This window comes from Arthrobacter sp. FW306-06-A (assembly GCF_021870055.1).
GTDB lineage: Bacteria > Actinomycetota > Actinomycetes > Actinomycetales > Micrococcaceae > Arthrobacter.
In genome coordinates this window covers 4418670-4442412 of record NZ_CP084552.1, presented here as the reverse complement: position 1 = coordinate 4442412, position 23743 = coordinate 4418670, and the positions used below count along the sequence as shown (strand labels likewise).

The following is a 23743-nucleotide window of genomic DNA, read 5'->3' as shown; positions in this document are numbered from 1 at the left end:
CGGTACTGCCGGGATCTTTTAATTTTGTCACTGGCGGATGTTTGGCGTTCCGTGCGTATGGAACGTCTCGATGGTCTTCATGCCCCAGGCCTGGCCCTTTTTGCGCTCCTCCTGGCTCCACTCCACTACCGGTGAGTCCGGGTCCAGCAGCAGGCGGGCCCCGGCGTTGGCCAGTTCGATGCGGTTGCCGCCGGGTTCCCAGACGTAGAGGAAGAATGTCTGGTTGATGGCGTGCTTGTGCGGCCCGGATTCGATGTGGATGCCGTTTTCAAGGAAGATGTCCGCGGCCTTCAAAATGTCCTCGCGGGTATCGGGGGCGAACGCCACATGGTGGAGCCTGTTGCCGTGTTTCAGCCAGTCGTCGGAGTACACGATGTCGTAGGACTTGTTGTTGAAGTGGAACCACCAGGCCGCGTAGCCCCCGTCGTCGAGCCGGATGCGCTCACTCTCCCGCCCGCACAGCGCATGGGCCACGAACTCCCCGTTGGCCACCACGTCCTTCGCGAGGAAATTGATGTGGTCCAGCCGCCGCGCGTTGACGCCCCTGCCGGGGAAAGCCGAGGCTTGGTTCTTCAGCGCGGGTTTGTCGTCCGTTGCCACATACCGTTCGGTTTCGTAGTAGACGCCCATAAGGTGCCCGTCCGGGTCACGGAAGGAGTACGTGGGCCCGGTCCCCACCTCGCCTTCCTCCCAGCCGATGCCCAGGCCGGTGGCTTCAATCGCGGCGACCCTGCGCTGCAGCGCCTCCTGGCTGGTGGTCCGGAAGCTGGTGCGGCCGACGCCGGCATCCTCCGTGGCGGTGAGCTTCAGGGTGTAGAGCTGGTATTCGTCCCACGTCCTCAGATAGGCGGACTTCCTGCCGTCGCTGCTGGTTTCCGCAACGACGCGCATGGCGAGCAGGTCCCGGAAGAACCAGAGGCTTTCATCGAAGGCGGGGGTCAGCAGTTCGACGTTCCCCAGATGGGCGACGTCGAACGAGGTATACCCGGTCATGGAGCTTCCTCTCTAAGGGGGTTGTTCCGGCGTTAGAGGCGGGGCGCGGGAAGATCTTGCGTGCCGTCCGAAGTGCCATGGAGTGGGTCACCATGGTGCCTTACGGCCCACGGTCAGTCCTTTCCGGCGGACATTGCCAGAGAATCACGCTCTGGAACTTTGGTCAAGACATCCCATACAATTTTGTTAGCAATCGCGCGCCAGCCCTTTCAGGGGTGCGTTTCGGCAGTGCCCACTGAACCGAAGGAGAAAGCCATGGCCCCGAAGTCCCTCCAGGAAGTGCTTGATGCAGCAGGCAACACCGTTGATCTCCTGCGCAATTCCCAGCTCGGTACCTATATCTATCCGGTAGTACCCGCAGAGTTCACCAACTGGCGCCGCGAGCAGCGTGCCTGGCGGGAGACGGCAGTCCTCTACGATCAGTCCCACCACATGGTCAACTTCTTCATGAACGGCCCCGACGCCCTGAAGCTTCTTTCTGACACTGGCATCAACAGCTTCGCCAATTTCCCGGTGAACACCGCCAAGCAGTTTGTACCGACGGCGTCCAACGGCGGTGTGATCGGTGACGGCATCCTGTTCCACCTGGCCGACCAGGAGTTCGTCTACGTGGGCCGGGCACCGGCGGCGAACTGGCTCCAGTTCCACGCCGAAACCGGCGGGTACCGCGTGGAATGCACCTACGATGACCGGTCGCCGTCGCGCCCCTACGGCCAGGCGGTAACCCGGAAGTACTTCCGCTTCCAGATCCAGGGTCCCAACGCCTGGCAGATCATCGAAAAGCTCAACGGCGGAACCCTTGAGCAAGTGAAGTTCTTCCACATGGGCCACTTGAACATCGCCGGGGAGCAGGTGCGCACCTTGCGCCATGGCATGGCCGGGGCCCCGGGGCTGGAAATCTGGGGACCCTACGAACAGCACGGCAAAATCCGGGATGCCGTACTCGAGGCGGGGGCTGAATTCGGAATCGAACCGTGCGGGTCCCGCGCCTACTCCTCGAACACGCTGGAATCGGGCTGGATCCCGTCGCCGCTGCCGGCGATCTACAGCAGTGACGCCGAACGGGCCTACCGTGAGTGGCTGCCGGCAACAAGCTACGAAGCGGTCAATGCGCTCGCCGGCTCGTTCGTCTCCAACGACATCGAAGACTATTACCTCACGCCCTGGGAGCTCGGCTACGGATCTTTCGTGAAATTCGACCACGACTTCATTGGCCGCGACGCCCTCCAGCAGATCGATCCAGCCAGGCAACGGAAAAAGGTGACCCTTGCCTGGAACGACGAGGACCTCGCCCGGATCTGGGCATCGTTCCTGGACCGTGACACCCCGGGCTACCAATTCTTCGACATCCCCAACGCCAACTATGGCTCGTCCAACTACGATTCCGTGGTGGACGCCGACGGTACGGGCGTGGGCCTCTCGCTCTTCACCGGGGTCACGGCCAACGAACGCCGCGGCCTTTCGCTGGCAACGGTTGATCCAAACGTAGAGCTGGGAACGGAAGTCAGGGTTATCTGGGGGGAGCCCGACGGCGGGTCCCGCAAGACAACGGTGGAGCCGCACGAACAGATCAGCGTCCGTGCCGTGGTCAGTGCCGCCCCTTATGCCGTCACTGCCAGGACCGAATACCACGGGGGCTGGCGAACCGCGGCCGCCGGTGCGCGGTAGCAGGAGGGGGACGGACGGTATCTGGATCGCCGTCCTGGGCCTCGGGGAAGCCGGAAGCATCTATGCGCAGGACCTTGCTGCCCGCGGGCTGAAGGTCACCGCGACAGACCCCGCCGTCGAGGCTGTCCCGCTGGGCGTCGTGCCCGCCGGCTCCATCAGCGAAGCGGTGGCCGGTGCAGGCCTGGTGCTCAGCCTGGTGGGAGGACGTGCTGCGGAACATGTCCTCCGGGAGGCGCTGCCCGCCATGGAACCGGGGGCTCTCTTCGCGGATCTGAACACCTCCGGACCGGACCAAAAGCGGCGGCTCGCTGAACAGGCAGCCCGCAGGAACGTCCTTTTCGCGGACGTGGCCGTTCTGGCGCCTGTACCCCGCAGCCGGATCGATTCGCCCCTGCTGATAAGCGGCACGGGGGCGGATGCCCTGGCATCCCTCTTCGGCGGTTGGGGCATCCCGGCCACCACCGCAGGAATTGAAGCGGGGGCGGCAGCGGGCCTCAAGCTGCTCCGCAGCGTGTTCATGAAAGGGCTGGCGGCGGTCATCCTGGAGTCGGTCACTGCCGCCGAAGCGGCAGGCGCGAAAGAATGGATGATCGGCCAGATCGCGGGAGAGCTGGGTCCCTCCGGCCCGGCGCTTGTGGCCCGGATGCTTGAAGGTACGGGCCTGCACGCTGTGCGACGGGAAGCGGAGATGTTGGATGCCCGGGCATTCCTCGAGTCGTTGGGAACCCCGCATCCGGTGACCGATGCCGCCATCGCGTGGCTGCAGTCTCTGGCGCATATGGACCAGGGGCGGGTTGCGGACAGTCCTTCCTGACTACGTCCGCCTCCCGCTGCCCGGAAGTCCTACGCCACCCGCCAGACGCTGCACTCGTCCGTATTGATCGCCTTGCGGAGGCCGGTGAGCCGGTCCAGGATCCAGACGACGCCGATGCCGGGGGCGGTTTCCTGGACGCTGCCGCGGCGGATCACAACGTCGTCGTAGGACGGCCCCACTGAGAGGCGGGCTTCAATTTCGTCACCGCGGTGGAGCTGGTCCAGGGCGCGGATTCTGGTTACATGCGGGGTCGCTTTCTTCAACATCGGGGCCTCCTGGCTGGAGCTGGTGCCGGCTCTTGCCTGCACTCACCAGTGTGGCCGCGCAATGTTGCGTACCGGTTTCCCCGCTGTTAGGGGCCGGTTAGTTCTTCACTCCGTCACTGTTTCAACTTCGAAGGCCGCCTCACGGTTGCGGTAGGCGGCAAGGAACGTGGAGATCCGGCGGACCGCTTCCTCGATCTCGCGCACCGAGGGAAGGATGACGAAGCGGAAGTGGTCCGGTGTGGGCCAATTGAAGGCCGAGCCGTGCGAGACCAGGATTTTCTGGTCCTTCAGAAGATCCAGGACAAACTGTTCGTCGCTGTCGATCGGGTAAAGCTCCGGGTCCAGGCGGGGGAACAGGTACATGGCGCCCGACGCCGGCACGCACGTTACGCCTGGAATGGCAGTGAGGAGCTTGTGGGCCAGGTCCCGCTGCTCGCGCAGGCGGCCGCCCGGCTGCACCAGGGCCTCGATGCTTTGGTATCCGCCCAGGCAGGTCTGGATGGCGTGCTGCGCCGGGACGTTTGCGCACAGCCGCAGCGAGGCCAGCAGTTCCAGGCCCTCGCGGTAGGCGGCGGTGGCGGCCAGGGGCCCGGTGATGGCCACCCATCCCGCCCGGTAGCCGGGCATCCGGTAAGCCTTGGACAGGCCGCTGAAGGTCAGGCAGCAGACGTCTTCGGCCACGGCGGCGGTGTGGATGTGCTTGGCGTCTTCGTAGAGCACCTTCTCGTAGATCTCGTCGGAGAACAGGACCAGGTTGTGCTTCCGCGCCAGGGCCGCGAACTGCTCCAGGATGTGCCGCGGATAGACGGCCCCGGTGGGGTTGTTCGGGTTGATGATGACGATGCCCTTGGTGCGGCTGGTGATTTTTGCTTCCACGTCCGCCATGTCCGGCCACCAGTTCTCCGCCTCGTCGCAGAGGTAGTGCACGGGCTTGCCGCCGGTAAGGGTCACGGCAGCGGTCCAGAGGGGGTAGTCCGGTGCGGGGACCAGGATCTGGTCGCCGTTTTCCATGAATGCCTGCAGGCACATGGAGATCAGTTCGCTGACGCCGTTGCCGATCACGATGTCCTCGACGCCGATATTCATCAGGCCGCGGGTCTGGTAGTACTGCGAGATGGCCGTCCGCGCGGTGAAGATGCCCTTTGAGTCGCTGTAGCCCTGGGCGCCGCGCAGGTGGTGGATCATGTCCACCACCACGGACTCGGGCGCTTCCAGTCCGAACGGCGCGGTGTCCCCGAGGTTCATCTTCAGGATCCGGTGCCCTTCAGCCTCCATGTTCTTGGCTGCCTGGAGGATGGGTCCCCGGAGTTCGTACCGGACGTTCTGGAGTTTGCTGGAGTGCTGCATGGCGTGCATGGTTGATTTTTTCACAAACCACGACGGCGGACGGCCGGTTACGGCGCCAGCCGGTCACCTTTGCGGTGCACACGGAACCAGCGGCGGCCGTAGCGCCCCAGCTCCACCGTGAAGCCGCCGTCGGGTGCCAACCCAACGCTGTCGCCGTCGAACAGGTCCAGCAGCATGGCGTCCCGGAAGCCCCGGGGACCGTCATCCGGCTCCAGTCTCCCGCTGACCTTCACGGAATCTTCGCCGAAGTTGTGCAGCAGTACCAGCGTCCCGCCCTCGGAACTGCAGGTGTGGGCGAAGACCGCGGGCTCACCCTGGTCGATGACCCCGAAGCTGCCCCAGCCCAGCTCGGCGGCCTCGCGGTACCGCGCGATCAAGGTGGCCATGAAATTAAACAGCGACTCCGGGTCCCGCTTGGCCGCGGCGGCGTTGACCCGGTCCGGACCGTACTCCCCGCGCACCAGGGGTGCCACCAGGTCCGCTGTTTTGGCGCTTGAGAAGCCGCCGTTCTTCTCGTTGTTCCACTGCATGGGGGTACGGACGGCAGCGCGGCCCTTCTGCCGGAGGTCTTCGCCCATGCCGAGCTCCTCGCCGTAGAACAGCACCGGGGTACCGGGCAGGGAGAACATCAGGGAGTACACCATCCGCAGGCGGTCCGGGTCCCCGCCGAGCATTGGCGGCAGCCTCCGCCGCAGTCCGCGCCCGTAGATCTGCATGTTCTTCTCCGGCCCGAAAGCTGCAAAGACCTCCTGGCGCTCGCCTTCACTGAGCTTGTCCAGCGTGAGTTCGTCGTGGTTCCGCACGAACATTGCCCACTGGTTGTCCGGGTTGATTTGCGGCCGGCCCTTCAGCGTTTCCGCCAGGGGACGTGCATCCTGCCGGGCCAGGGACAGGTAGAGGTGCTGCATGGACAGGAAATCGAACTGCATGTTCAGCTCGTTGCCTTCCATTCCGCCGAAGTACTCCAGCTGCTCCTTGTAGGACAGGTTCACCTCGCCCAGCAGCACCGCGCTGCCGTTGCGCCGGTTCAGGAAGCTGCGCAGTGCCCTGAGGTAGCCGTGCGGGTTGATCCTGGCTGCCTGGTCCTTGGGCTCGCCCCTGGTCTCCAGGAAGAACGGCACGGCGTCCAGCCGGAACCCGTCCAGTCCCAGTTCCAGCCACAGTCCCATGGCCTTGGCGATCTGGTCCCGGACCTGCGGATTGGTGACGTTCAGGTCCGGCTGGTACTTGGCGAACATGTGGAGGTACCACTCACCCGTGGCCTCATCCCGGGTCCACAGCGAGTTCTCCTCCCCTGGAAACACCACCTCGGCGGAGGTGTCAGGGGGTGTGTCCTTGCGCCAGACGTAGAAATCGCGGTACGGGCTGTCCGTGGATTTCCTGGCCTCCACGAACCACGGATGCTGGCTGGAGGTGTGGTTCACCACGAAGTCCGCGATCACCCGCATCCCCCGGTCCTTTGCGGCGCGGATGAATTCCACCAGGTCGCCCAGCGTGCCCAGCCGCGGGTCCACATTGAAGAAATCCGTCACGTCGTAGCCGTCGTCGCGGTCGGGGGACGGGTAGAACGGCATCAACCAAATGCAGGTCACGCCCAGGGCAGCCAGGTAGTCAACCCGCTGGGTGAGGCCGGCGAAGTCCCCGGTGCCGTCGCCGTCGTCGTCATGGAACGTCTCCACGTCCAGGCAGTAGATGACGGCGTTCTTCCACCAAAGGTCGGAGGTCTCGGCGATCCTCATGCGGAAGCGTCCGACGCCGGTTTGCCGGCTGCCGCGGCCAGTTGCGGTTCGGCGGGGGTGCCTGCGGGGGTGCGCACTTGGGGGAGCACCTCCGCGGCGAAGGCGTCGATGAAGGCTGCCTGCTCCTGCCCCACGAAGTGCAGGTACAGCTCGTCGAAGCCAAGGTCCGCGTACCCGGCCAGCCACTCCACGTGCTGCTGAAGATCCGCGGAGACATTGACGGCGCTGCGGACCTGATCTTCGGGCACATGCGCCCCCGCGGTGTCGAAGTGCCGGGCGGTGGGCAGGTCCCAGGGGATGGGCGGGGCGAAGGTGTTGGTCCGCCACTGGTCCAGGGCAATGGCCGCGGCTTCCTTGTCCGTGCCCGCCCACGACAGGTGGACCTGCAGTACCGCCTTTCCCTTGCCGCCGTTGTCCCGGTAGGCGGACAGCATGTCCCGGAGCTTTGGCGCCGGCTGGTTTATGGTGACCAGGCCGTCCGCCCAGGTGGCCGCGCGGTGTGCCGTTTCCACGCTGACGGCGGGTGCGATGAGCGGCGGCGGTGTGTCCGGAACGTCCCAGATCCGCGCCTGCTCCACCGTGACCAAGCCCCGGTGGGTCACCTCCTCGCCGCGGTGCAGGCGGCGGATTACGTCCACGCATTCCTCCAGCCGGCGCTGCCTGATGTCCTTGGCGGGCCACGCGTCCCCAGTGATGTGTTCGTTCATGTTCTCGCCACTGCCTGGGGCGAACCAGAACCTGCCGGGGAACATGCTGGCCAGCGTCGCCGTGGCATGGGCGGTGATGGCCGGGTGGTAACGCTGACCCGGCGCGGTCACCACCCCGAACCGCAGGCTGGTGGTGGCAAGCGCCGCGCCCAGCCAGGACCACGCGAAGCCGGCGTGCCCCTGCCGTTGGGACCATGGTTCGATATGGTCTGAACACATGGCCGCGTCGAAGCCTGCGCGCTCTGCGTGCTGGACGTCCTTGAGCAGCTGGCCGGGGCTGATCTGTTCGTGCGAAGCGTGGAAGCCGACGGTAACCATCGTTAACCTGTACCGCCCCGGAAGCGCCGTGTCGAGGGGCCGGCGGCACGGCGGTGGGCCATTCTGTGGACGCTTCTGGCGCAGCGCTCCTTATTCGATAAGTTTGGGACTTGTAGTACTGCCTTCCTGCGGTGGTGCATGGTGGAAGCGGAAGGAAGTACCCACGTGGGCGGTGTGCTCATCGGACTGGCGGTGATCGGCGTGGTCATCGCCGTCGGCTATATCGCCGCGCGCTGCGGGCTGGGGGATGAGCCCACCATTTCGGCGCTGACGCGGACCGCCTTCTTCATCACCAACCCGGTGCTCCTCTTCACGGTGGTACTGAAATCGGATTTGTCAGTGGTCTTTTCCGCCTACGTTCCGCTTGCCATCATCACTGCAGGGGTAACGGCACTGCTCTATGTCGCCGCCAGCCGCATCTGGTTCCGGAGGCCGGCGGCCGAAACAGCCCTTGGTGCCATGGCCGGGTCCTACGTCAACGCCAACAACATCGGCATCCCCATCACCCTCTACGCCCTGGGTGACGCCACCCCGGTCGCCCCGGTCCTGCTGGTCCAGCTGCTCCTGTTCGCCCCGCTGGTACTGACCCTGCTGGACCTTTCGGCGGCCGGCCGGTTCTCGCCCCGGCTGATGCTGACCCAGCCCTTCCGCAACCCCATGATCATCGCCTCGCTGCTGGGCGTGGTCCTGGCCGCATTCCATGTGCAGCTGCCGGAACCTGTGATGGCACCGCTGACCCTGCTGGGCGGCGCCGCCGTCCCTGTGGTGCTCCTGGCGTTCGGCATGTCGCTGCGCGGGACCAGGATGCTTCGGAGCGGCGGCCACACGGCCGAGATCCTCACTGCCACGGCACTCAAGTCCGCCGTGATGCCGGCGGTGGCGTTCGTCGTCGGACGCTTCCTGTTCAACCTGGACCACCGGATGCTCCTGGGCGTGGTGCTCATGGCGGCACTTCCCTCGGCCCAAAACGTCTTCCTGTTCGCCAGCAAGTACGGACGCGGGGTGGCTGTCGCCCGGGAAACCATCCTGCTTTCCACCGTGGCCGCAGCACCGATGCTGGTGCTGATCGTCTGGCTGCTGGCGGGCTGACGCCGGGCGCGCCGCCCTACCGCCAAGCGGGCCGGCCGGGCAAGAATGGGCACATGGAACTTCCCGTGATGCCGCCCGTCCCGCCCATGCTCGCCAAGGCCGTCAGCGGCATCGACGGCATTCCAGGCAGCGGGGACCTCAGCTATGAGCCCAAGTGGGACGGCTTCCGCTCCATCATCTTCCGCGATGGTGACGATCTTGAGATCGGCAGCCGCAACGAAAAACCCATGACCCGCTACTTCCCGGAACTCGTTGCCGCGCTCAAGGAGAACCTGCCGCCCCGGTGCGTGGTGGACGGCGAGATCATCCTGGTGGGGACTTCGGGCGACCGCCTTGATTTCGACGCCCTGCAGCAGCGGATCCATCCCGCCGCCAGCCGCGTGAAGCTGCTGGCACAGCAGACACCCGCCTCCTTCGTGGCCTTCGACCTCCTTGCCCTCGATGATGACGACTACACCGGCAGGCCCTTTTCCGAGCGGCGGGCGGCGCTGGAGAAAGCCCTCGCGGCCAGCAAGGCACCCGTCCACCTGACAGCGGCAACCACGGACAGGGACACGGCCGCGCAGTGGTTCGAGCAGTTCGAGGGGGCCGGGCTGGACGGCATCGTCGCCAAACGGCTGGACGGCAGGTATGAGCCGGACAAGCGGGTGATGTTCAAGGTCAAGCACGAGCGCACCGCTGACTGCGTGGTGGCTGGCTACCGGCTCCACAAGAGTGGCCCGAACGCCATCGGTTCCCTGCTGCTGGGCCTGTACAAGGACGACGGCGGCCTGGCCAGCGTGGGGGTGATCGGCGCCTTCCCCATGAAGAAGCGGCAGGAATTGTTCGAACAGCTCCAGCCGCTGGTCACCGACTTCGAGGGCCACCCGTGGGCGTGGGGCAAGCAGGAGGAGGGCGAGCGGACGCCGCGGAACGCCGAAGGCAGCAGGTGGAGCGCCGGGAAGGACCTCTCCTTCGTTCCGCTTCGGCCCGAACTGGTGGTGGAGGTCCGCTACGACCACATGGAGGGCGACCGTTTCCGCCACACGGCGCAGTTCAACCGCTGGCGGCCGGACCGGGACCCGGAATCCTGCACGTATGAGCAACTGGAGGAGCCGGTGAACTTTGACCTGGCCTCGGTGCTGGAGACCGGCCGGGGGTAGCGGCCCCCTGCCGGGCACCCGGCCGGGCTCCGTCGTCGTGCATTCCTGCCCGGTTACCGGTGTCCAGCCTGTTGCGGCGCAACGGAAAAGCCCGCCGCCCCTGGTTTTTCCAGGAGGCGGCGGGCTTTCTGCGTTAAGTAACCGGGCAGGAACGCGCGCGGGCGCCTACTTCAGGCCGAGCTGCTTGGTGGGTGTCCGGAAGGACTCCTTGGCGGTCAGCGCTGACACTGCGGCGATGGCGCAGATGATGGCCGTGAAGATGGTGATCTGCACCCAGCCGCCGGCCTTGATGCCGCCCATGGCAGCCACGATGGCCGGCGCGAACCCTGCCATCAGGAAGCCCAGCTGGGTGCCGATGGCCAGCCCGGAGAAGCGGACCTTGGTGCTGAACATCTCCGCGTAGAAGGACGGCCATACGGCGTTGGCGGCCGCGTAGCCACCGGAGAAGTAGCCGATGGCGGCCAGGAACATCAGCGGGACGCTGCCGGACTCCAGGCTGAGCAGGAACACGGGGGTCAGGAGCGCGCTGGCCACGGCGCCGTAGATGAAGACGGGCTTGCGGCCGATCTTGTCAGCGAGCATGCCGAAGAGCGGCTGGGTGCCCAGGGCCACGATGTTGGCGGCCACCACCAGCCACAGGGTGGTGGTCCCGTCAACGCCGGCCACGGTCTTGGCATAGCTGATGGCCAGGGTGCCGAACACGGTGGAGACGGCGGCGATGAAGGCGCAGCAGATCACGCGGAGGACGTCGCGCCAGTGGCCCTTGAGCAGGTCAGCGAACGGGAGCTTGGCGATCTGCGCGGTCTTCCGGGCCTCTTCGAAGGCGGGCGGCTCGTGGAGCGTGCGGCGGATGAGGAATGCCACCACAACCACCGCGGCGCTCAGCCAGAACGGGATGCGCCAGCCGATGCCGAATTTGATCTCATCCGGCAGGGCCAGGACGGGAATGAACACCAGGGCGGCGAGGATCTGGCCGCCCTGGTGTTCCCGTGAGCGTCCAGGAGGTGAAGAAGGAGCGGCGGTTGTCCGGGGCGTGCTCAAGGGTCATGGAGGAGGCGCCGGCCTGCTCACCGGCGGCAGAGAGGCCCTGGCACAGCCGGGCCAGCACCAGCAGGGCCGGAGCCCACCAGCCCACAGTCCGGAAGTCCGGGAGGCAGCCGATGACGAAGGTGGACGCACCCATGAGCACCAACGTGAACATCAGGACCTTCTGGCGGCCCACCCGGTCACCGAAGTGGCCCAGGATGATGGCGCCGACGGGGCGCGCCACGTAGGCGAAGCCGAAGGTGGCGAAGGACATGATGGCTGCGTTGGCATCGGCACTGGGGAAGAAGACCGTGGGGAAAATCAGCGCCGCGGCGGAGCCGAAGATAAAGAAGTCGTAGTACTCGACGGCGCTGCCGAGGAAGCTGGCGAGGGCGGCCTTCCTGGGCGTCCCGGCATGCGTGAGGGCACCCGCCTCTGCGGACGGAAGTGTCTTGCTCATGGTGTTCCTTTGGTGTGACGACATTGTCGCGGATGGATCTGGTGGTCGCAGCCGCCGCTGCCTTGGTGCGGGCGGGGCGCGATGCGGCTGGAGTCCGGAAAAGACCCGGCATAAATAGCCACATGGTGGGAGCTACTTGTGCGATACAGAAACTATGACTGTGAGGGCTGTCACCTGTCAAGAAAAATAATCACCATCTAGAAGCAGCTCTCACATTGTGGCAACATGGAGCCATGAGTGTGAACCAAACCACAGCGATCAACGACGACTCCGCTGTAGCCGCCCCTACTGCGGAACCTGTCAACGCCATGCCTCCGGAGGGAAGGGTTGCTGCCCGTCCCGCCGACCGCACAGACATGGTGGGCAAGGCCCTTGGCCTGCTCGTCCTGCTGGGCGAGGAACCGCGGGGCGCCACCGCCGCAGACATCTCCCGCCGGGCGGAACTTCCGTTCAGCACCACCTACCGCCTGCTCGGCTCCCTGACCCGCGACGGTTTCGTGGACTACGAGCCGGACGGCCGCCGCTACCACCTGGGCCTGCGGATCTTCCAGCTGGGGCAGCGGGTCTCCAACCACCACGGCTTTGCCGGCACTGCCATGCCGGTCCTCCGCCGGGTGACGGCCGAAACCGGCGAAGCGACCATCCTGAGTGTCCGCGACGGCCTGCATCACCTGACCGTGAGCAAGGTGGACGGCCCGCAGACTTTCCGGGTGACCAGCGACCCCGGCCACTTGGGCTCCCTGTCCGCCACCGCCGTCGGCAAAGCTCTTGTGGCGTTCGCCGAGGACGCCGAACGGGAAAAACTGCTGGACGAACTGCCGCTGGAAGCGCTCACCGGGAAGTCCATCACCGACCGCGACGCCTTCCGGGCGGAAATCGACAAGGTCCGCAGGCAGGGCTACGCCGTGATGGATGAGGAAAACGAGGCCGGCATGCGGGCCGTGGCTGTCCCGCTGCTCAACAGCCAGGGACATGCCTTTGCCTCCCTGGCCACCGCCGTGCCCGTCTTCCGACTGGGCCTGGATGAGCTGGTTGCCCATGTACCCCTGCTGCAGGAGGCGGCTGCGGAGCTCGCAGCACGGCTTCCGCAGCGCTAGCGGGCTGCTTCATTACGCCCTCTTGACCCGCCGATGTTCGTATCTAGAACAATGGTGCGATAAGTGAACATTTGGTGTACCGTAATCGCTATCACCCCGCAGCGCGGCCCAAGTTCCGCTGCTGCCCGGTGCCGTACCAAAGGAGCTGCACGCATGAGCAATCGAACTGAGTCCTACCTGGTGGGACTGGTTGGTGATGGTGTGATGCCATCGCTCACGCCGCCCATGCATGAACGGGAAGGTGATGTGCAGGGCCTGCGCTACCTCTACCGGCCCATTGACCTGCTTGAACTGGGGCTCACCGGGGAATCCGTGGGTGACATCCTGAACTGCGCCCGCACCCTGGGCTTCAACGGCCTGAACATCACCCACCCCTGCAAGCAGCTGGTCCTGCAGCACCTGGACGAGGTGAGCCCCGACGCCCGCCGCCTGGGCGCCGTCAACACCGTGGTGATCCGGGACGGCAGGTTCATCGGCCACAACACCGATTTCTCCGGTTTCGCCGCGGCGCTCGCCGCCGGACTTCCCGCCGCCAGCCTGGACCGTGTGGTGCAGCTTGGTGCCGGCGGCGCCGGATCGGCCGTGGCCTACGCCCTGCTAACCGCAGGCGTGCGGACGCTGGACCTGGTGGACATGGACCCCGCCCGGGCCGCCGCACGGGCTGCCGAGCTGCAGGCCTTTTTCCCGGACAGCACCGTCACGGCAGGCACGACGGCGGAGCTGCCGCAGCTCATGCCCCTGGCCGACGGTTTGGTGCACTGCACCCCGGTGGGCATGGCCGCCCACCCCGGCGTCCCGCTGGACCTGGACCTGCTGGAGCCCCGGCACTGGGTGGCGGACATCGTCTACCGCCCCATCGACACCGAACTGGTCCGCGGCGCCCGCGCCAAGGGCTGCGAGGTGCTGGACGGTGGCCGCATGGCGGTAGGCCAGGCCGCCGACGCCTTCCGGATCTTCACCGGGCTGGAGGCGGATCCGGACCGGATGCGCTCACACTTCCTGGAACTCGTGGCCGCCGAGGAGGTGGCCGCCTGATGCGCACCGGAATCGCCACCGTCTGCCTCTCCGGCACCCTGAAGGAAAAGATTAAGGCCTGCGCCATCGCCGGCTTCGACGGGATCGAGATCTTTGAACAGGACCTGGTCACGTCCCCGCTCAGCCCCGAGGACGTGCGGAAGATGGCGGCGGACCTGGGCCTTGGCCTGGACCTGTACCAGCCGTTCAGGGACTTCGACGGCGTCTCGCCGGACCTGCTCAAGGCCAACCTCCGGCGGGCCGAGGCCAAGTTCAAGCTCATGGCGCGCCTTGGCATGGACACGATCCTTGTCTGCTCCAACGTCGCCACCGCCACCATCGACGACGATGCCGTCCGCGCCGAACAGCTGGCGCAGCTTGCCAACCTCGCCGGGGACCACGGCGTCAAGGTGGCCTACGAGGCACTGGCCTGGGGTAAGTACGTCAACGACTACGAGCACGCCTACCGCCTGGTGGAGATGGTGGACCACCCCAACCTGGGCACCTGCCTGGACTCGTTCCACATCCTGAGCCGGGACTGGGAGACCTTCCACATCGAGGCCTTTGACCCGGAAAAGATCTTCTTTGTCCAGGTGGCGGATGCCCCCAAGCTCTCCATGGATGTCCTCTCCTGGAGCCGCCACTACCGCGTATTCCCCGGCGAGGGGCAGTTCGAGCTGGCCAAGTTCATGGGCCACGTGGTCCGGGCAGGCTACTCCGGTCCCGTCTCCCTCGAGGTCTTCAACGATGTCTTCCGCCAGTCCGACGTTGAGCGTACGGCCGTGGACGCCATGCGCTCGCTCATCTGGCTGGAGGAGCAGAGCGCCAAGTGGCTGGCCGGCACCCCAGCCGAAGGTGCGGCGGGGAACAGCGGCGTGGTCCGCCGTCGTTATCCCATGGAACTGGCCACGCTGCCCAAGGTGAACGAGCCCGCCGGCTTCAACTTTGCCGAGGTGAAGGCGGACGATACCGCGCAGCTGGAGAAGTTGCTGGGCCAGCTGGGTTTTGCGTTCGAGGGCCGGCACCGCACCAAGGACGTCCAGCTGTGGACCATGGGCCAGGCGCGGGTGATCATCAACGAGCAGGCCGCGCAGCACGCGGAACCGGCCATCGCCGCGCTGGGGTTCGACGTCGATTCCCCCGTGATTGCCTCCGCCCGGGCCCAGCAGCTCAAGGCGCCCGTGGTGGCCCGCAAGGTGCAGGCGGACGAGGAAGTGTTCCAGGGCATCTCCGCGCCGGACTCCACCGAGATCTTCCTCTGCCAGGGCAGCCCGGACGGCACGGCAGCGTGGACGCACGAGTTCGGGGAAGGGCTCGAGCACCCATCAGCCGGGTCCAGTGCCGTGATCGACCACGTCAACCTTGCCCAGCCCTGGCAGCACTTTGATGAGGCCGTCCTCTTCTACACCAGTGCCCTGGCCCTGGAGCCCCAGCCCTTCGCCGAGGTGCCCAGCCCCAACGGCCTGGTGCGCTCACAGGTGATGCAGACCTCCGACGGCGCGGTGCGGCTGGTGCTGAACCTGGCCCCCATCCAGCAGGCACGGAACGAGGCCCGCAAGACCTACCAGGAACACATCGCCTTCGCCGTGGACGACCTCGTGGCAACCGCCCGGGCTGCCCGCGACCGCGGCCTTGAATTCCTGCAGATCCCGGCCAACTACTACGAGGACCTGGACGCCCGGTTCGACCTCGATCCGGACTTCCTGGCCACCCTGCAGGAGCTCAACCTGCTGTTCGACCGGGACGCTGACGGAGAATTCCTGCACTTCTACACCGCCACGGTGGGCAGCGTGTTCTTCGAAATGGTGGAACGCCGCGGCAACTACGACGGCTACGGCGCCCCCAACGCGCCGGTGCGCCACGCGGTTCAGTACGACTCGCTGCACCGAAGCACGCCACACCGCACCACTTAGACCAGAGCAGGAAACGAACAAAACAGAAAGGAGCCAGCCGTGCCGGAAAACATCACCGAGGAGCTGGAGTCGGAGGAACTCGTGCCCCCGGCCGAACCCAAGGCCGCCCACCAGCTGGACAAGGCCATCGAATCGCAGGCAGACCTCAGTGCAGAGATCACCGCCATCGGCGAGGCCTACCAGCGGGCCCTCAAGGACGGCGCCCAGCAGGAAACGCAGCCGCGGCTGGACTACCCGCCCTACCGCAGCAGCATCCTGCGCCACCCCACCAAGAGCCTGCAGCATGCGGACCCGGAGACCATCGAGCTGTTCTCGCCGGCGTTCGGGCACCAGGACGTGCATGCGCTGGAGTCGGACCTGACCATCCAGCACAACGGCGAACCGCTGGGTGAGCGGATCATCGTGTCCGGCAAGGTCCTGGACGGCGACGGCCGCCCGGTGGCGGGCCAGCTCGTGGAGATCTGGCAGGCCAACTCCTCCGGCCGCTACATCCACAAGCGCGACCAGCACCCGGCCCCCATTGATCCCAACTTCACCGGCATCGGCCGCTGCATCACCGGCCCCGACGGTTCCTACCGGTTCATCACCATCAAGCCCGGTGCGTACCCGTGGAAGAACCACCTGAACGCATGGCGGCCGGCGCACATCCATTTCTCGTTGTTCGGCAGCGAGTTTACCCAGCGGATCATCACCCAGATGTACTTCCCGGGTGACCAGCTCTTCCCGCTGGACCCGATCTACCAGACCATCGTGGACCAGGACGCCCGCGACCGCCTGGTGGCCACCTACGACCACAGCCTCACCGAGCCGGAGTGGGCGCTGGGGTACAACTGGGACATTGTCCTGACCGGTCCCAAGCGGACCTGGACCGAGAATGAAGCATTCGGCACCGAAGGCGACGAGGAGTAGACATGAGCACCAAACTGGTACCCACCCCCGGCCAGACCGTGGGCCCGTTCTACGGCTACGCCCTCCCGTTCGAGAAGGATAACGAGTTGCTTCCTCCCGGGTTCCCGGGCTCCATCCGCCTGCAGGGTACGGTCTACGACGGCGCCGGCCACACCATCCCGGACGCCATCCTTGAGATCTGGCAGCCGGATGCCGACGGCAAAATCGTCCAGCGCACCGGCTCCCTGGTCCGCGACGGCTACACCTTCACCGGCTGGGGACGCGGCGCCGTGGGCAACTCCGGCGTGTTCACCTTCACCACCGTCAACCCCGGCCCCACCAAGCCGGGTGCAGCGCCCTTTATTTCCGTGGCGCTCTTTGCCCGTGGCCTCACCAACCGGCTGTTCACCCGCATCTACCTGCCGGAGGACACCGAGGCCCTGGCCAACGACCCCCTGCTGAGCTCCCTGGACCCGGAGCGCCGCAAGACGCTCATCGCCCGCCGGGACGCCGACGGGGGCCTCACCTGGGACATCCGTCTCCAAGGTGAGGACGAGACGGTCTTCCTGGACTTCCAGTGACCCACGCCGCCGCCTTGGGAGACTTGCGCGCCTTCGCGGAAGAGGCCGACGCCGGCCTGCTCAGTCCCGTCTCAGCCTCACCTTTGGTGGCGGCGCTGACGGGGGACCGGGCAGTGCTGGCGGCCATCCTCGCCGTCGAGTCCGGCTGGGCAGCCGTGCTGCAACGGGCCGGCCTGGCACCCGCCGGTTCGGCCGCCGTCGTCGCTTCCGCCGCAGAGGCGGGGCGCTACGACCTGGCCGGTATCGCGCTGCGCGCCCAGGGCGGCGGCAACCCGGTGATTCCCCTCCTGGCCGATCTCCGGAAAAACGTGGCGGCCCTGGACATCGCCGGCGTGGGAGCCGGAAAGGCCGTGCACACGTCCCTGACCAGCCAGGACGTGCTGGACACCGCACTCATGCTGCTGGCCCGCAACACCGTCCACGCCGTGCTGGCAGACATAAGGGGTACGACGACGGTGCTCGCCGCCCTGGCGGGGCAGCATGCGGACACCCTGTGCGTGGGCAGGAGCCTGACCCAGCATTCCCTTCCCTTCACCTTTGGGCTGCGGGCGGCGCAATGGTTCCAGGGCGTCGCCGCCGCGGGCCGCCAGCTGGAGGCACTGGAGTTCCCGGTCCAATTCGGCGGGGCTGCTGGAACGCTTGCTGCGGGCACCGTGCTGACGGAGGGCTCCTCCGCCACCCCGTTCAGCCTGGCCGACAGCCTGGCTGCCCAGCTGGGCCTGGCCCCGGCGGCCGCTCCCTGGCACACCAGCCGGCTGGCCATCACGTCCCTGGGCCATGCACTGGCTTCCGTGCTGGACGCCTTTGGCAAAATCGCCGCGGACGTACTGTTCCTCAGCCGGCCCGAGGTGGCAGAACTCGCCGAACCGCGCGCTGCCGGCCGCGGCGTCTCCTCCGCCATGCCCCAGAAACAGAACCCCGTGCTGTCCGTCCTGGTCCGCAGCGCCGCACTGCAGGCACCGCAGCTGGCAGCTCAGCTGCACGTGGCCGCCGCCAACTTCAACGATGAGCGCCCGGACGGAGCCTGGCACACGGAGTGGCCGGCTCTCCGGCAGCTGCTGGCCCTCGCCCTCGGGGCCGCTGGGCACCTCCGCGAACTCGCCGAGGGGCTGCGGGTGTTCCCGGACGCCATGCGCCGCAACCTTGACCTTGCCGGGCCGCTGCTGCTGGCCGAGGGCGTCAGCGCAGCGGTGGCACCGCTGCTCGAGGAGAAGGACGGCCGCAGCGGCAAGCAGCAACTTCAGGACGTGGTGGACCAGACGCTGCAGGCGCCCCCCACTGAGCAGGGGGCCGCGTACCGGAAGCTGCTCCGTGAAGCTGTCCCCGCCGCCGTCGTCACCGACGCACGGCTGGAGGAACTCCTGGATCCGGCCAGCTACCTGGGCCAGTCGGCGGAGATCGCGCGCCGCATCCTGGCCACCTTCCCCGACTTTGTTTCCCCCGACGCGAATGGAGCTTCCCGTGGCTAGACCGGCTTTGAAGGCAGCGCTGCTGTCCCCCCAGCGGCCCCTTGGCGACCACCCCCTGCTGGTGGCGGGCCCGTCCCTGGGCACGTCCACGATCCTGTGGAACAGGGTGGCGTCCCTGCTTGGCAACGACTACGACGTAGTGGCCTGGGACCTTCCGGGCCACGGCGTCTCGCCCGCCGCCACCGAAACCTTTGACGTCGCGGACCTTGCAGACGCCGTGGTGGATCTGGTCGACTCCATCGCTCCCGGTGAAAATTTCCATTACGCCGGCGTTTCCCTGGGCGGGGCCACCGGCCTGCAGTTGGGCATCAAGCACGGGGAGCGGCTCAGGAGCCTGTCCGTGCAAAACAGTGGTGCCAAGATCGGCACGCCGGAGGGCTGGCTGGAGCGCGCCGAAACGGTCCGCACCCAAGGCACGCCGGTGATGATCCAGGGCTCCGCGCAACGCTGGTTCGCGCCGGGCTTCATGGACCGCGAACCCGAGTTCAGCAGCCGGCTCCTGCACGCCCTGCGCGACGCCGACCGCTTCAGCTACGCCTTCTGCTGTGAAGCCCTGGCCGCCTTTGACGTCCGGAACGAGCTCGGCAGCATCACCGTTCCGACCCAGGTCATCGCCGGCGCGCTGGACGGCGTGGCCACGCCCGCCATGGCGGAGGAAGTGGCCTCGGGAATCACTGCCGGCGGCGGCACCGCCACCGCCGTGACAATCGAGGGCATCTCCCACCTGGCGCCCGCCGAGGCGCCCGCGCACGTGGCGGACCTCATGCGCAGCCTGATCAGCTGGGCCGAATCCCGGGCGGCAGCCAAGTGAGCGGCGCCGAACGCCCGGGCCTGGAGCGTCACGGCGTGGTCCAGCCGGGCGCCACCAGCCAGGAGATTTACGACGGCGGCATGGCAGTCCGGCGCGAAGTCCTGGGCGACGCGCACGTGGACCGGGCCAACGCCAACAAGGATGAGTTCACCGAGGACTTCCAGGACATGATCACCCGCATTGCCTGGGGTGGCATCTGGACCCGTCCGGGGCTCCCGCGCCAGATGCGCTCGGCCGTGACCATCACCGCCATGGTGGCGCACGGGCACTGGGAGGAACTGGCCATGCATATCCGCGCCGCCCTCCACAACGGCCTGAGCCGGGACGAGATCAAGGAAATCCTGCTCCAGACCGCCATCTACTGCGGCGTCCCCTCCGCCAATACTGCCTTCAAGACCGCCCAGCAGGTCTTTCGCGAGATCGACACCACGCATGAAGAACCTGCGGTCCCCGACACCAACCCCACCCCTCCCAACTAGCTCGCAGCAGTTGTCGTTTTGGGCCCCCAAAACGACAACAAGTGCCAGTCAGTTGGGCCCAGAGAACCAGAGGAATCATGAATCAGGCTTTTGTGTACGACGCCGTGCGCACCCCGTTTGGCAAGTTCGGCTCCGGCCTTGCCGCCGTGCGTCCGGATGACCTTGCCGCGCATGTGATCAGGGAGTCCGTGAGGCGGGCCCCTTCGCTTGATCCGGAGCGGATTGATGAGGTGGTGTTCGGCAACGCCAACGGCGCCGGTGAGGAGAACCGCAACGTGGCCCGGATGGGCACCCTGCTGGCCGGTCTTCCCGTGTCCATCCCCGGCACTACGGTCAACCGGCTGTGCGGCTCGTCGCTGGACGCGGCGATCATCGCCTCCCGCCAGATCAACGCCGGCGACGCCGACCTGATGCTGGTGGGCGGTGTGGAGTCGATGTCCCGTGCCCCATGGGTGCTGCCCAAGACCGAGAAGCCGTACCCGGCGGGGGACATGACGCTGGCCTCCACCACCCTGGGCTGGCGCCTGGTGAACAAGGCGATGCCCAAGGAGTGGACCATTTCCCTGGGCGAGGCCACCGAGCGGCTGCGTGAGAAGTACGGCGTGACCCGGCAGGCGCAGGACGAGTTCGCGGCCGATTCGCACAACCGTGCCGCTGCGGCCTGGGACGAGGGGTTCTACGACAACCTGGTGGCCCCGGTCCCGGGCACGGACCTGGTCCGTGATGAGGGCATCCGCCCCGGCTCCACTGCCGAGAAGCTGGCCGCGTTGAAGACGGTGTTCCGCAAGGAGCCCGAGGGCGCCGAGGTGGGCGGGACGGTCACCGCGGGTAACGCATCGCCGCTGTCCGACGGCGCCTCCGCGGCCTGGATCGGCAGTGAGGCTGCCGCTGGGCTGCTGGGGCTGGAGCCGCTGGCCCGGATCGCCGGACGCGGCGCACACGCCAACGATCCCCAGTACTTCGGCTACGCCCCGGTCGAGGCGGCGAACAAGGCCCTGGCTAAGGCGGGCATCGGCTGGGACCAGGTGGGCGCCGTCGAACTTAACGAAGCGTTCGCCGCGCAGTCGCTGGCCTGCATCAACGCCTGGGGCATCGACCCCGCCATCGTGAACCGGCACGGCGGCGCCATCGCCATGGGCCACCCGCTGGGCGCGTCCGGCACCCGCATCCTGGGCACGCTCGCCCGGTCGCTGCAGGCCTCCGGCGAACGTTGGGGCGTGGCCGCGATCTGCATCGGTGTGGGCCAGGGCCTGGCCGTGGTGCTTGAGAACGTGACTGCTTCCGGAAATACCGCTGGAAAGGACCAGTAATGCTGAACTTTGTCGACTCCGTCCAGGCCGCCGTGGCCGAAATCAAGGACGGATCAACCGTGATGATCGGCGGGTTCGGCAACGCCGGCCAGCCGTTCGAACTGATCGATGCGCTGCTCGAATGCGGTGCCACCGACCTGACCGTGGTGAACAACAACGCAGGCCAGGGCGACCAGGGCCTGGCCCTGCTGATCAAGGAGGGCCGGGTGAAGAAGATGATCTGCTCCTTCCCCCGGCAGTCCGATTCCTGGCACTTCGACACCAAGTACAAAGCCGGTGAGATTGAGCTCGAACTGGTGCCCCAGGGCAACCTGGCCGAACGGATCCGCGCCGCCGGAGCCGGGATCGGTGGCTTCTTCACCCCCACCGGCTACGGCACCATGCTCGCCGAGGGCAAGGAAACCCGCTTCCTGGACGGCAAGTGGCAGGTCTTCGAGACCCCCATCCACGCCGACGTCGCCCTCATCAAGGCGTTGAAGGCGGACGGCAAGGGCAACCTCGTCTACCGAAAGACGGCCCGGAACTTCGGTCCGATCATGGCCGCGGCCGCTAAGCACACCATCGCCCAGGTCTCGGAGATCGTCCCCACCGGCGGGCTGGACCCCGAGAACGTGGTGACTCCGGGAATCTACGTCGACACCATCGTCAAAGTTGCCGGCAGCGGCAACCCCGCTGCAAGCACAAACCCGAAGGTGGCCTGAGATGAGCCTGACCGAAACGTCCCTCCAGACCTCGGCGACGCCCCTGGGCCGGGATGACCTGGCCCGGCTCGTGGCCAGGGACATCGCGCCCGGGTCCTTTGTGAACCTCGGCATCGGGCAGCCCACGCTGGTGTCCAACTACCTCACCGAGGAACAGAACATCACCCTCCACACGGAGAACGGCATGCTCGGGATGGGTCCCGAAGCCCAGGGCGATGAGATCGACGAGGACCTCATCAACGCCGGAAAGATCCCCGTCACCGAACTCCCCGGCGCCTCGTACTTCCACCACGCCGACTCCTTCGCGATGATGCGCGGCGGGCACCTGGACATCTGCGTGCTCGGTGCGTTCCAGGTATCGGTCACTGGCGACCTCGCCAACTGGCACACCGGGGCACCGGGTGCCATTCCCGCCGTCGGTGGTGCCATGGACCTGGCCACCGGCGCCAAGGACGTCTTCGTCATGATGACCCTCCTGACCCGCGAAGGCGCCTCCAAGATCGTGGAGTCCTGCACCTACCCCGTCACCGGCGTGGGGTGCGTGACCCGCGTTTACACGGACAAGGCCGTGTTCCTGACCGGGCCCGAGGGCATTACCGTGCGGGAAACCTTCGGCTGCACCCTCGAAGAACTCCAGGAACTGGTGCCCGTCCCGCTCAAGGCCGCCGCCGTCGGAAGCGCCACCTAGGATTGGTAACCATGACCGACGCCGTCCGCACGGACACCCAGCCGCCGCAGGCCAGCGACCAGTATGTCCAGTCGCTGGCGCGGGGCCTGGCCGTGATCCGGGCCTTCGACGCCGACCGCCCCGTCATGACGCTCACGGAGGTGGCGTCCCGCACCGGGCTGACCCGCGCCACCGCCCGCCGGTTCCTGCATACCCTCGTGGAGCTCGGGTACGTGCGGACTGACGGCAAGACGTTCGCGCTGACGGCCAAGGTCCTGCAGTTGGGGTACGCGTACCTCTCCGGCCTGTCCCTGCCGCAGCTGGCCCAGCCGCATCTGGAGGAACTGTCCCTCAAGCTGGGCGAATCCACCTCCGCTGCGGTGCTGGACGGCACGGACATTGCGTACGTTGCCCGCGTGACCACCCGCCGGATCATGACCATCGGGATCACCGTGGGCACCCGCTTCCCCGCGTATGCCACCTCGATGGGCCGGGTGCTGCTCGCACACCTGCCCCCTGCGGAGCTCAAGGCTTACCTGGCGGCGGCCGAGGTGAAGCCGTTAACTCCCCGCGCCCTGGGAAGCGTCCCGGAGTTGCTGGGGGTGCTGGAAACCGTGCGGGCGCAGGGCTGGTGCCTGCTCAACCAGGAACTGGAACTGGGGCTGATGTCCGTTGCGGCGCCCGTGTACGACGGAACCAAGGTGGTGGCGGCCGTAAACGTCTCCCTGCAGGCCCAGTCCGTGGAGGCCAAGCCGGACCCGGACGCCTACCTGGCATCGGTCACGCGAGAGATCGTGGCCACCGCCAAGCTGATTTCCGCAGACCTCACCGCCCGGGGATAGATCGCCGCCAGCGGTATGTGACCTTGTCCCGCCGCCCTACCCGGGGGCAGACTCGGATGCATGGTCAGCGAGGACGAGGTCAGGCAGGCTGCCCTTGCCCTGCCGGGCGTGACGGAACGGTCCAGTTGGGGACAGCCGGCGTGGTTTGCCAGAACCCTGGTGGCCCGAATCTGGGAGCCCGGCGTCGTCACCGTCAAGACCGGGGAGCGCCACGCGCTGGCCGGGACCGAGCCGGAGACCTTCTTCTGGACTGCGCACCACGAACGCTCAGCCCTGCTGGTGCTGGTCCGCATGGAACGCATTGACGCGGCGCTTCTGGCGGAACTGCTCGAGGATTCCTACCGGCTGGCAGGAGGTACGCCGGCCCGCGGACAGCAGTCCCCTTAAGGCAGGAGGCCGACG

At 66.9% G+C, this 23743-nt stretch carries 22 protein-coding genes and 1 pseudogene; 17 read left to right on the top strand and 6 right to left on the bottom strand.

Features of this window, described 5'->3' with window-relative positions; all coding sequences use genetic code 11:
- Window positions 1-27: 27 nt before the first annotated feature.
- A complete protein-coding gene (locus LFT49_RS20750) occupies window positions 28-993 on the bottom strand; it encodes a VOC family protein (RefSeq protein ID WP_237429278.1) in 966 nt (321 codons plus the stop codon).
- A gap of 255 nt (window positions 994-1248) precedes the next feature.
- Between LFT49_RS20750 and ligM the strand changes: the two genes are divergently transcribed.
- Window positions 1249-2661, top strand: coding sequence for a vanillate/3-O-methylgallate O-demethylase (ligM, locus tag LFT49_RS20745; RefSeq protein WP_237429277.1), 1413 nt, complete (start codon window positions 1249-1251; stop codon window positions 2659-2661).
- Window positions 2651-3475: an NAD(P)-binding domain-containing protein gene (locus tag LFT49_RS20740; protein WP_237429276.1), complete on the top strand. Its 825-nt coding sequence runs from the start codon at window positions 2651-2653 to the stop codon at window positions 3473-3475. The genes ligM and LFT49_RS20740 overlap by 11 nt, the downstream gene beginning before the upstream one ends.
- Before the next feature lie 29 nt (window positions 3476-3504).
- On the opposite strand, the gene LFT49_RS20735 is transcribed toward LFT49_RS20740, so the two are convergent.
- The 4 genes from LFT49_RS20735 to LFT49_RS20720 all read right to left on the bottom strand — a co-directional run bounded on the left by LFT49_RS20735 (window position 3505) and on the right by LFT49_RS20720 (window position 7852).
- A complete protein-coding gene (locus LFT49_RS20735; RefSeq protein WP_236800316.1) occupies window positions 3505-3741 on the bottom strand; it encodes a hypothetical protein in 237 nt (78 codons plus the stop codon).
- Between the two features lie 105 nt (window positions 3742-3846).
- Window positions 3847-5097 carry a pyridoxal phosphate-dependent aminotransferase gene (locus LFT49_RS20730; protein WP_236800315.1) on the bottom strand — a complete coding sequence of 417 codons (1251 nt, stop codon included), beginning with the start codon at window positions 5095-5097 and terminating at the stop codon, window positions 3847-3849.
- Window positions 5098-5135: 38 nt separating this feature from the next.
- Window positions 5136-6827: an alpha-amylase family protein gene (locus LFT49_RS20725; protein WP_237429275.1), complete on the bottom strand. Its 1692-nt coding sequence runs from the start codon at window positions 6825-6827 to the stop codon at window positions 5136-5138.
- Window positions 6824-7852 carry a TIGR03885 family FMN-dependent LLM class oxidoreductase gene (locus LFT49_RS20720; RefSeq protein WP_237429274.1) on the bottom strand — a complete coding sequence of 343 codons (1029 nt, stop codon included), beginning with the start codon at window positions 7850-7852 and terminating at the stop codon, window positions 6824-6826. Before LFT49_RS20720 ends, LFT49_RS20725 begins: the two co-directional genes overlap by 4 nt.
- Window positions 7853-8017: 165 nt before the next feature.
- Between LFT49_RS20720 and LFT49_RS20715 the strand changes: the two genes are divergently transcribed.
- Both LFT49_RS20715 and LFT49_RS20710 read left to right on the top strand, forming a co-directional pair.
- Entirely contained in the window at window positions 8018-8941 is a 924-nt protein-coding gene (locus LFT49_RS20715) for an AEC family transporter (RefSeq protein WP_237429273.1), read from the top strand.
- Window positions 8942-8994: 53 nt separating this feature from the next.
- Window positions 8995-10083 (top strand): ATP-dependent DNA ligase, encoded by a 1089-nt coding sequence (locus tag LFT49_RS20710; RefSeq protein ID WP_236800311.1) that lies wholly within the window; start codon window positions 8995-8997, stop codon window positions 10081-10083.
- A gap of 165 nt (window positions 10084-10248) precedes the next feature.
- On the opposite strand, the pseudogene LFT49_RS20705 reads toward LFT49_RS20710, so the two are convergent.
- Window positions 10249-11569: pseudogene (locus tag LFT49_RS20705) on the bottom strand (MFS transporter).
- Between the two features lie 233 nt (window positions 11570-11802).
- Here LFT49_RS20705 and LFT49_RS20700 point away from each other — a divergent pair.
- The 13 genes from LFT49_RS20700 to LFT49_RS20640 all read left to right on the top strand — a co-directional run bounded on the left by LFT49_RS20700 (window position 11803) and on the right by LFT49_RS20640 (window position 23728).
- Window positions 11803-12666 (top strand): IclR family transcriptional regulator, encoded by an 864-nt coding sequence (locus tag LFT49_RS20700; RefSeq protein WP_236820855.1) that lies wholly within the window; start codon window positions 11803-11805, stop codon window positions 12664-12666.
- A 153-nt stretch (window positions 12667-12819) separates the two neighbouring features.
- Window positions 12820-13701: a shikimate dehydrogenase gene (locus tag LFT49_RS20695; RefSeq protein ID WP_237429272.1), complete on the top strand. Its 882-nt coding sequence runs from the start codon at window positions 12820-12822 to the stop codon at window positions 13699-13701.
- Window positions 13701-15593, top strand: coding sequence for a bifunctional sugar phosphate isomerase/epimerase/4-hydroxyphenylpyruvate dioxygenase family protein (locus tag LFT49_RS20690; protein ID WP_237429271.1), 1893 nt, complete (start codon window positions 13701-13703; stop codon window positions 15591-15593). Before LFT49_RS20695 ends, LFT49_RS20690 begins: the two co-directional genes overlap by 1 nt.
- 39 nt (window positions 15594-15632) lie before the next feature.
- The gene (pcaH, locus tag LFT49_RS20685; RefSeq protein WP_236800306.1) at window positions 15633-16502 is read left to right on the top strand and encodes a protocatechuate 3,4-dioxygenase subunit beta; all 870 of its coding nucleotides are present in this window, start codon (window positions 15633-15635) and stop codon (window positions 16500-16502) included.
- A gap of 2 nt (window positions 16503-16504) precedes the next feature.
- On the top strand, window positions 16505-17062 hold the full coding sequence (pcaG, locus tag LFT49_RS20680; RefSeq protein ID WP_237429270.1) for a protocatechuate 3,4-dioxygenase subunit alpha: 558 nt from the start codon (window positions 16505-16507) through the stop codon (window positions 17060-17062).
- The gene (locus LFT49_RS20675; protein WP_237429269.1) at window positions 17059-18531 is read left to right on the top strand and encodes a lyase family protein; all 1473 of its coding nucleotides are present in this window, start codon (window positions 17059-17061) and stop codon (window positions 18529-18531) included. Before pcaG ends, LFT49_RS20675 begins: the two co-directional genes overlap by 4 nt.
- Window positions 18524-19342 (top strand): alpha/beta fold hydrolase, encoded by an 819-nt coding sequence (locus LFT49_RS20670; protein WP_237429268.1) that lies wholly within the window; start codon window positions 18524-18526, stop codon window positions 19340-19342. Before LFT49_RS20675 ends, LFT49_RS20670 begins: the two co-directional genes overlap by 8 nt.
- Complete coding sequence (gene pcaC, locus LFT49_RS20665) at window positions 19339-19821, top strand: 4-carboxymuconolactone decarboxylase (RefSeq protein ID WP_236800302.1); 483 nt, start codon at window positions 19339-19341, stop codon at window positions 19819-19821. The genes LFT49_RS20670 and pcaC overlap by 4 nt, the downstream gene beginning before the upstream one ends.
- A 77-nt stretch (window positions 19822-19898) precedes the next feature.
- Window positions 19899-21131, top strand: coding sequence for a thiolase family protein (locus LFT49_RS20660; RefSeq protein ID WP_237429267.1), 1233 nt, complete (start codon window positions 19899-19901; stop codon window positions 21129-21131).
- Entirely contained in the window at window positions 21131-21832 is a 702-nt protein-coding gene (locus LFT49_RS20655; protein WP_237429266.1) for a 3-oxoacid CoA-transferase subunit A, read from the top strand. The genes LFT49_RS20660 and LFT49_RS20655 overlap by 1 nt, the downstream gene beginning before the upstream one ends.
- 1 nt (window position 21833) lies before the next feature.
- On the top strand, window positions 21834-22520 hold the full coding sequence (locus LFT49_RS20650) for a 3-oxoacid CoA-transferase subunit B (protein ID WP_237429265.1): 687 nt from the start codon (window positions 21834-21836) through the stop codon (window positions 22518-22520).
- Between the two features lie 11 nt (window positions 22521-22531).
- Window positions 22532-23341 (top strand): IclR family transcriptional regulator domain-containing protein, encoded by an 810-nt coding sequence (locus LFT49_RS20645; protein ID WP_237429264.1) that lies wholly within the window; start codon window positions 22532-22534, stop codon window positions 23339-23341.
- A 60-nt stretch (window positions 23342-23401) separates the two neighbouring features.
- A complete protein-coding gene (locus tag LFT49_RS20640; protein WP_237429263.1) occupies window positions 23402-23728 on the top strand; it encodes an MmcQ/YjbR family DNA-binding protein in 327 nt (108 codons plus the stop codon).
- Window positions 23729-23743 lie beyond the last annotated feature (15 nt).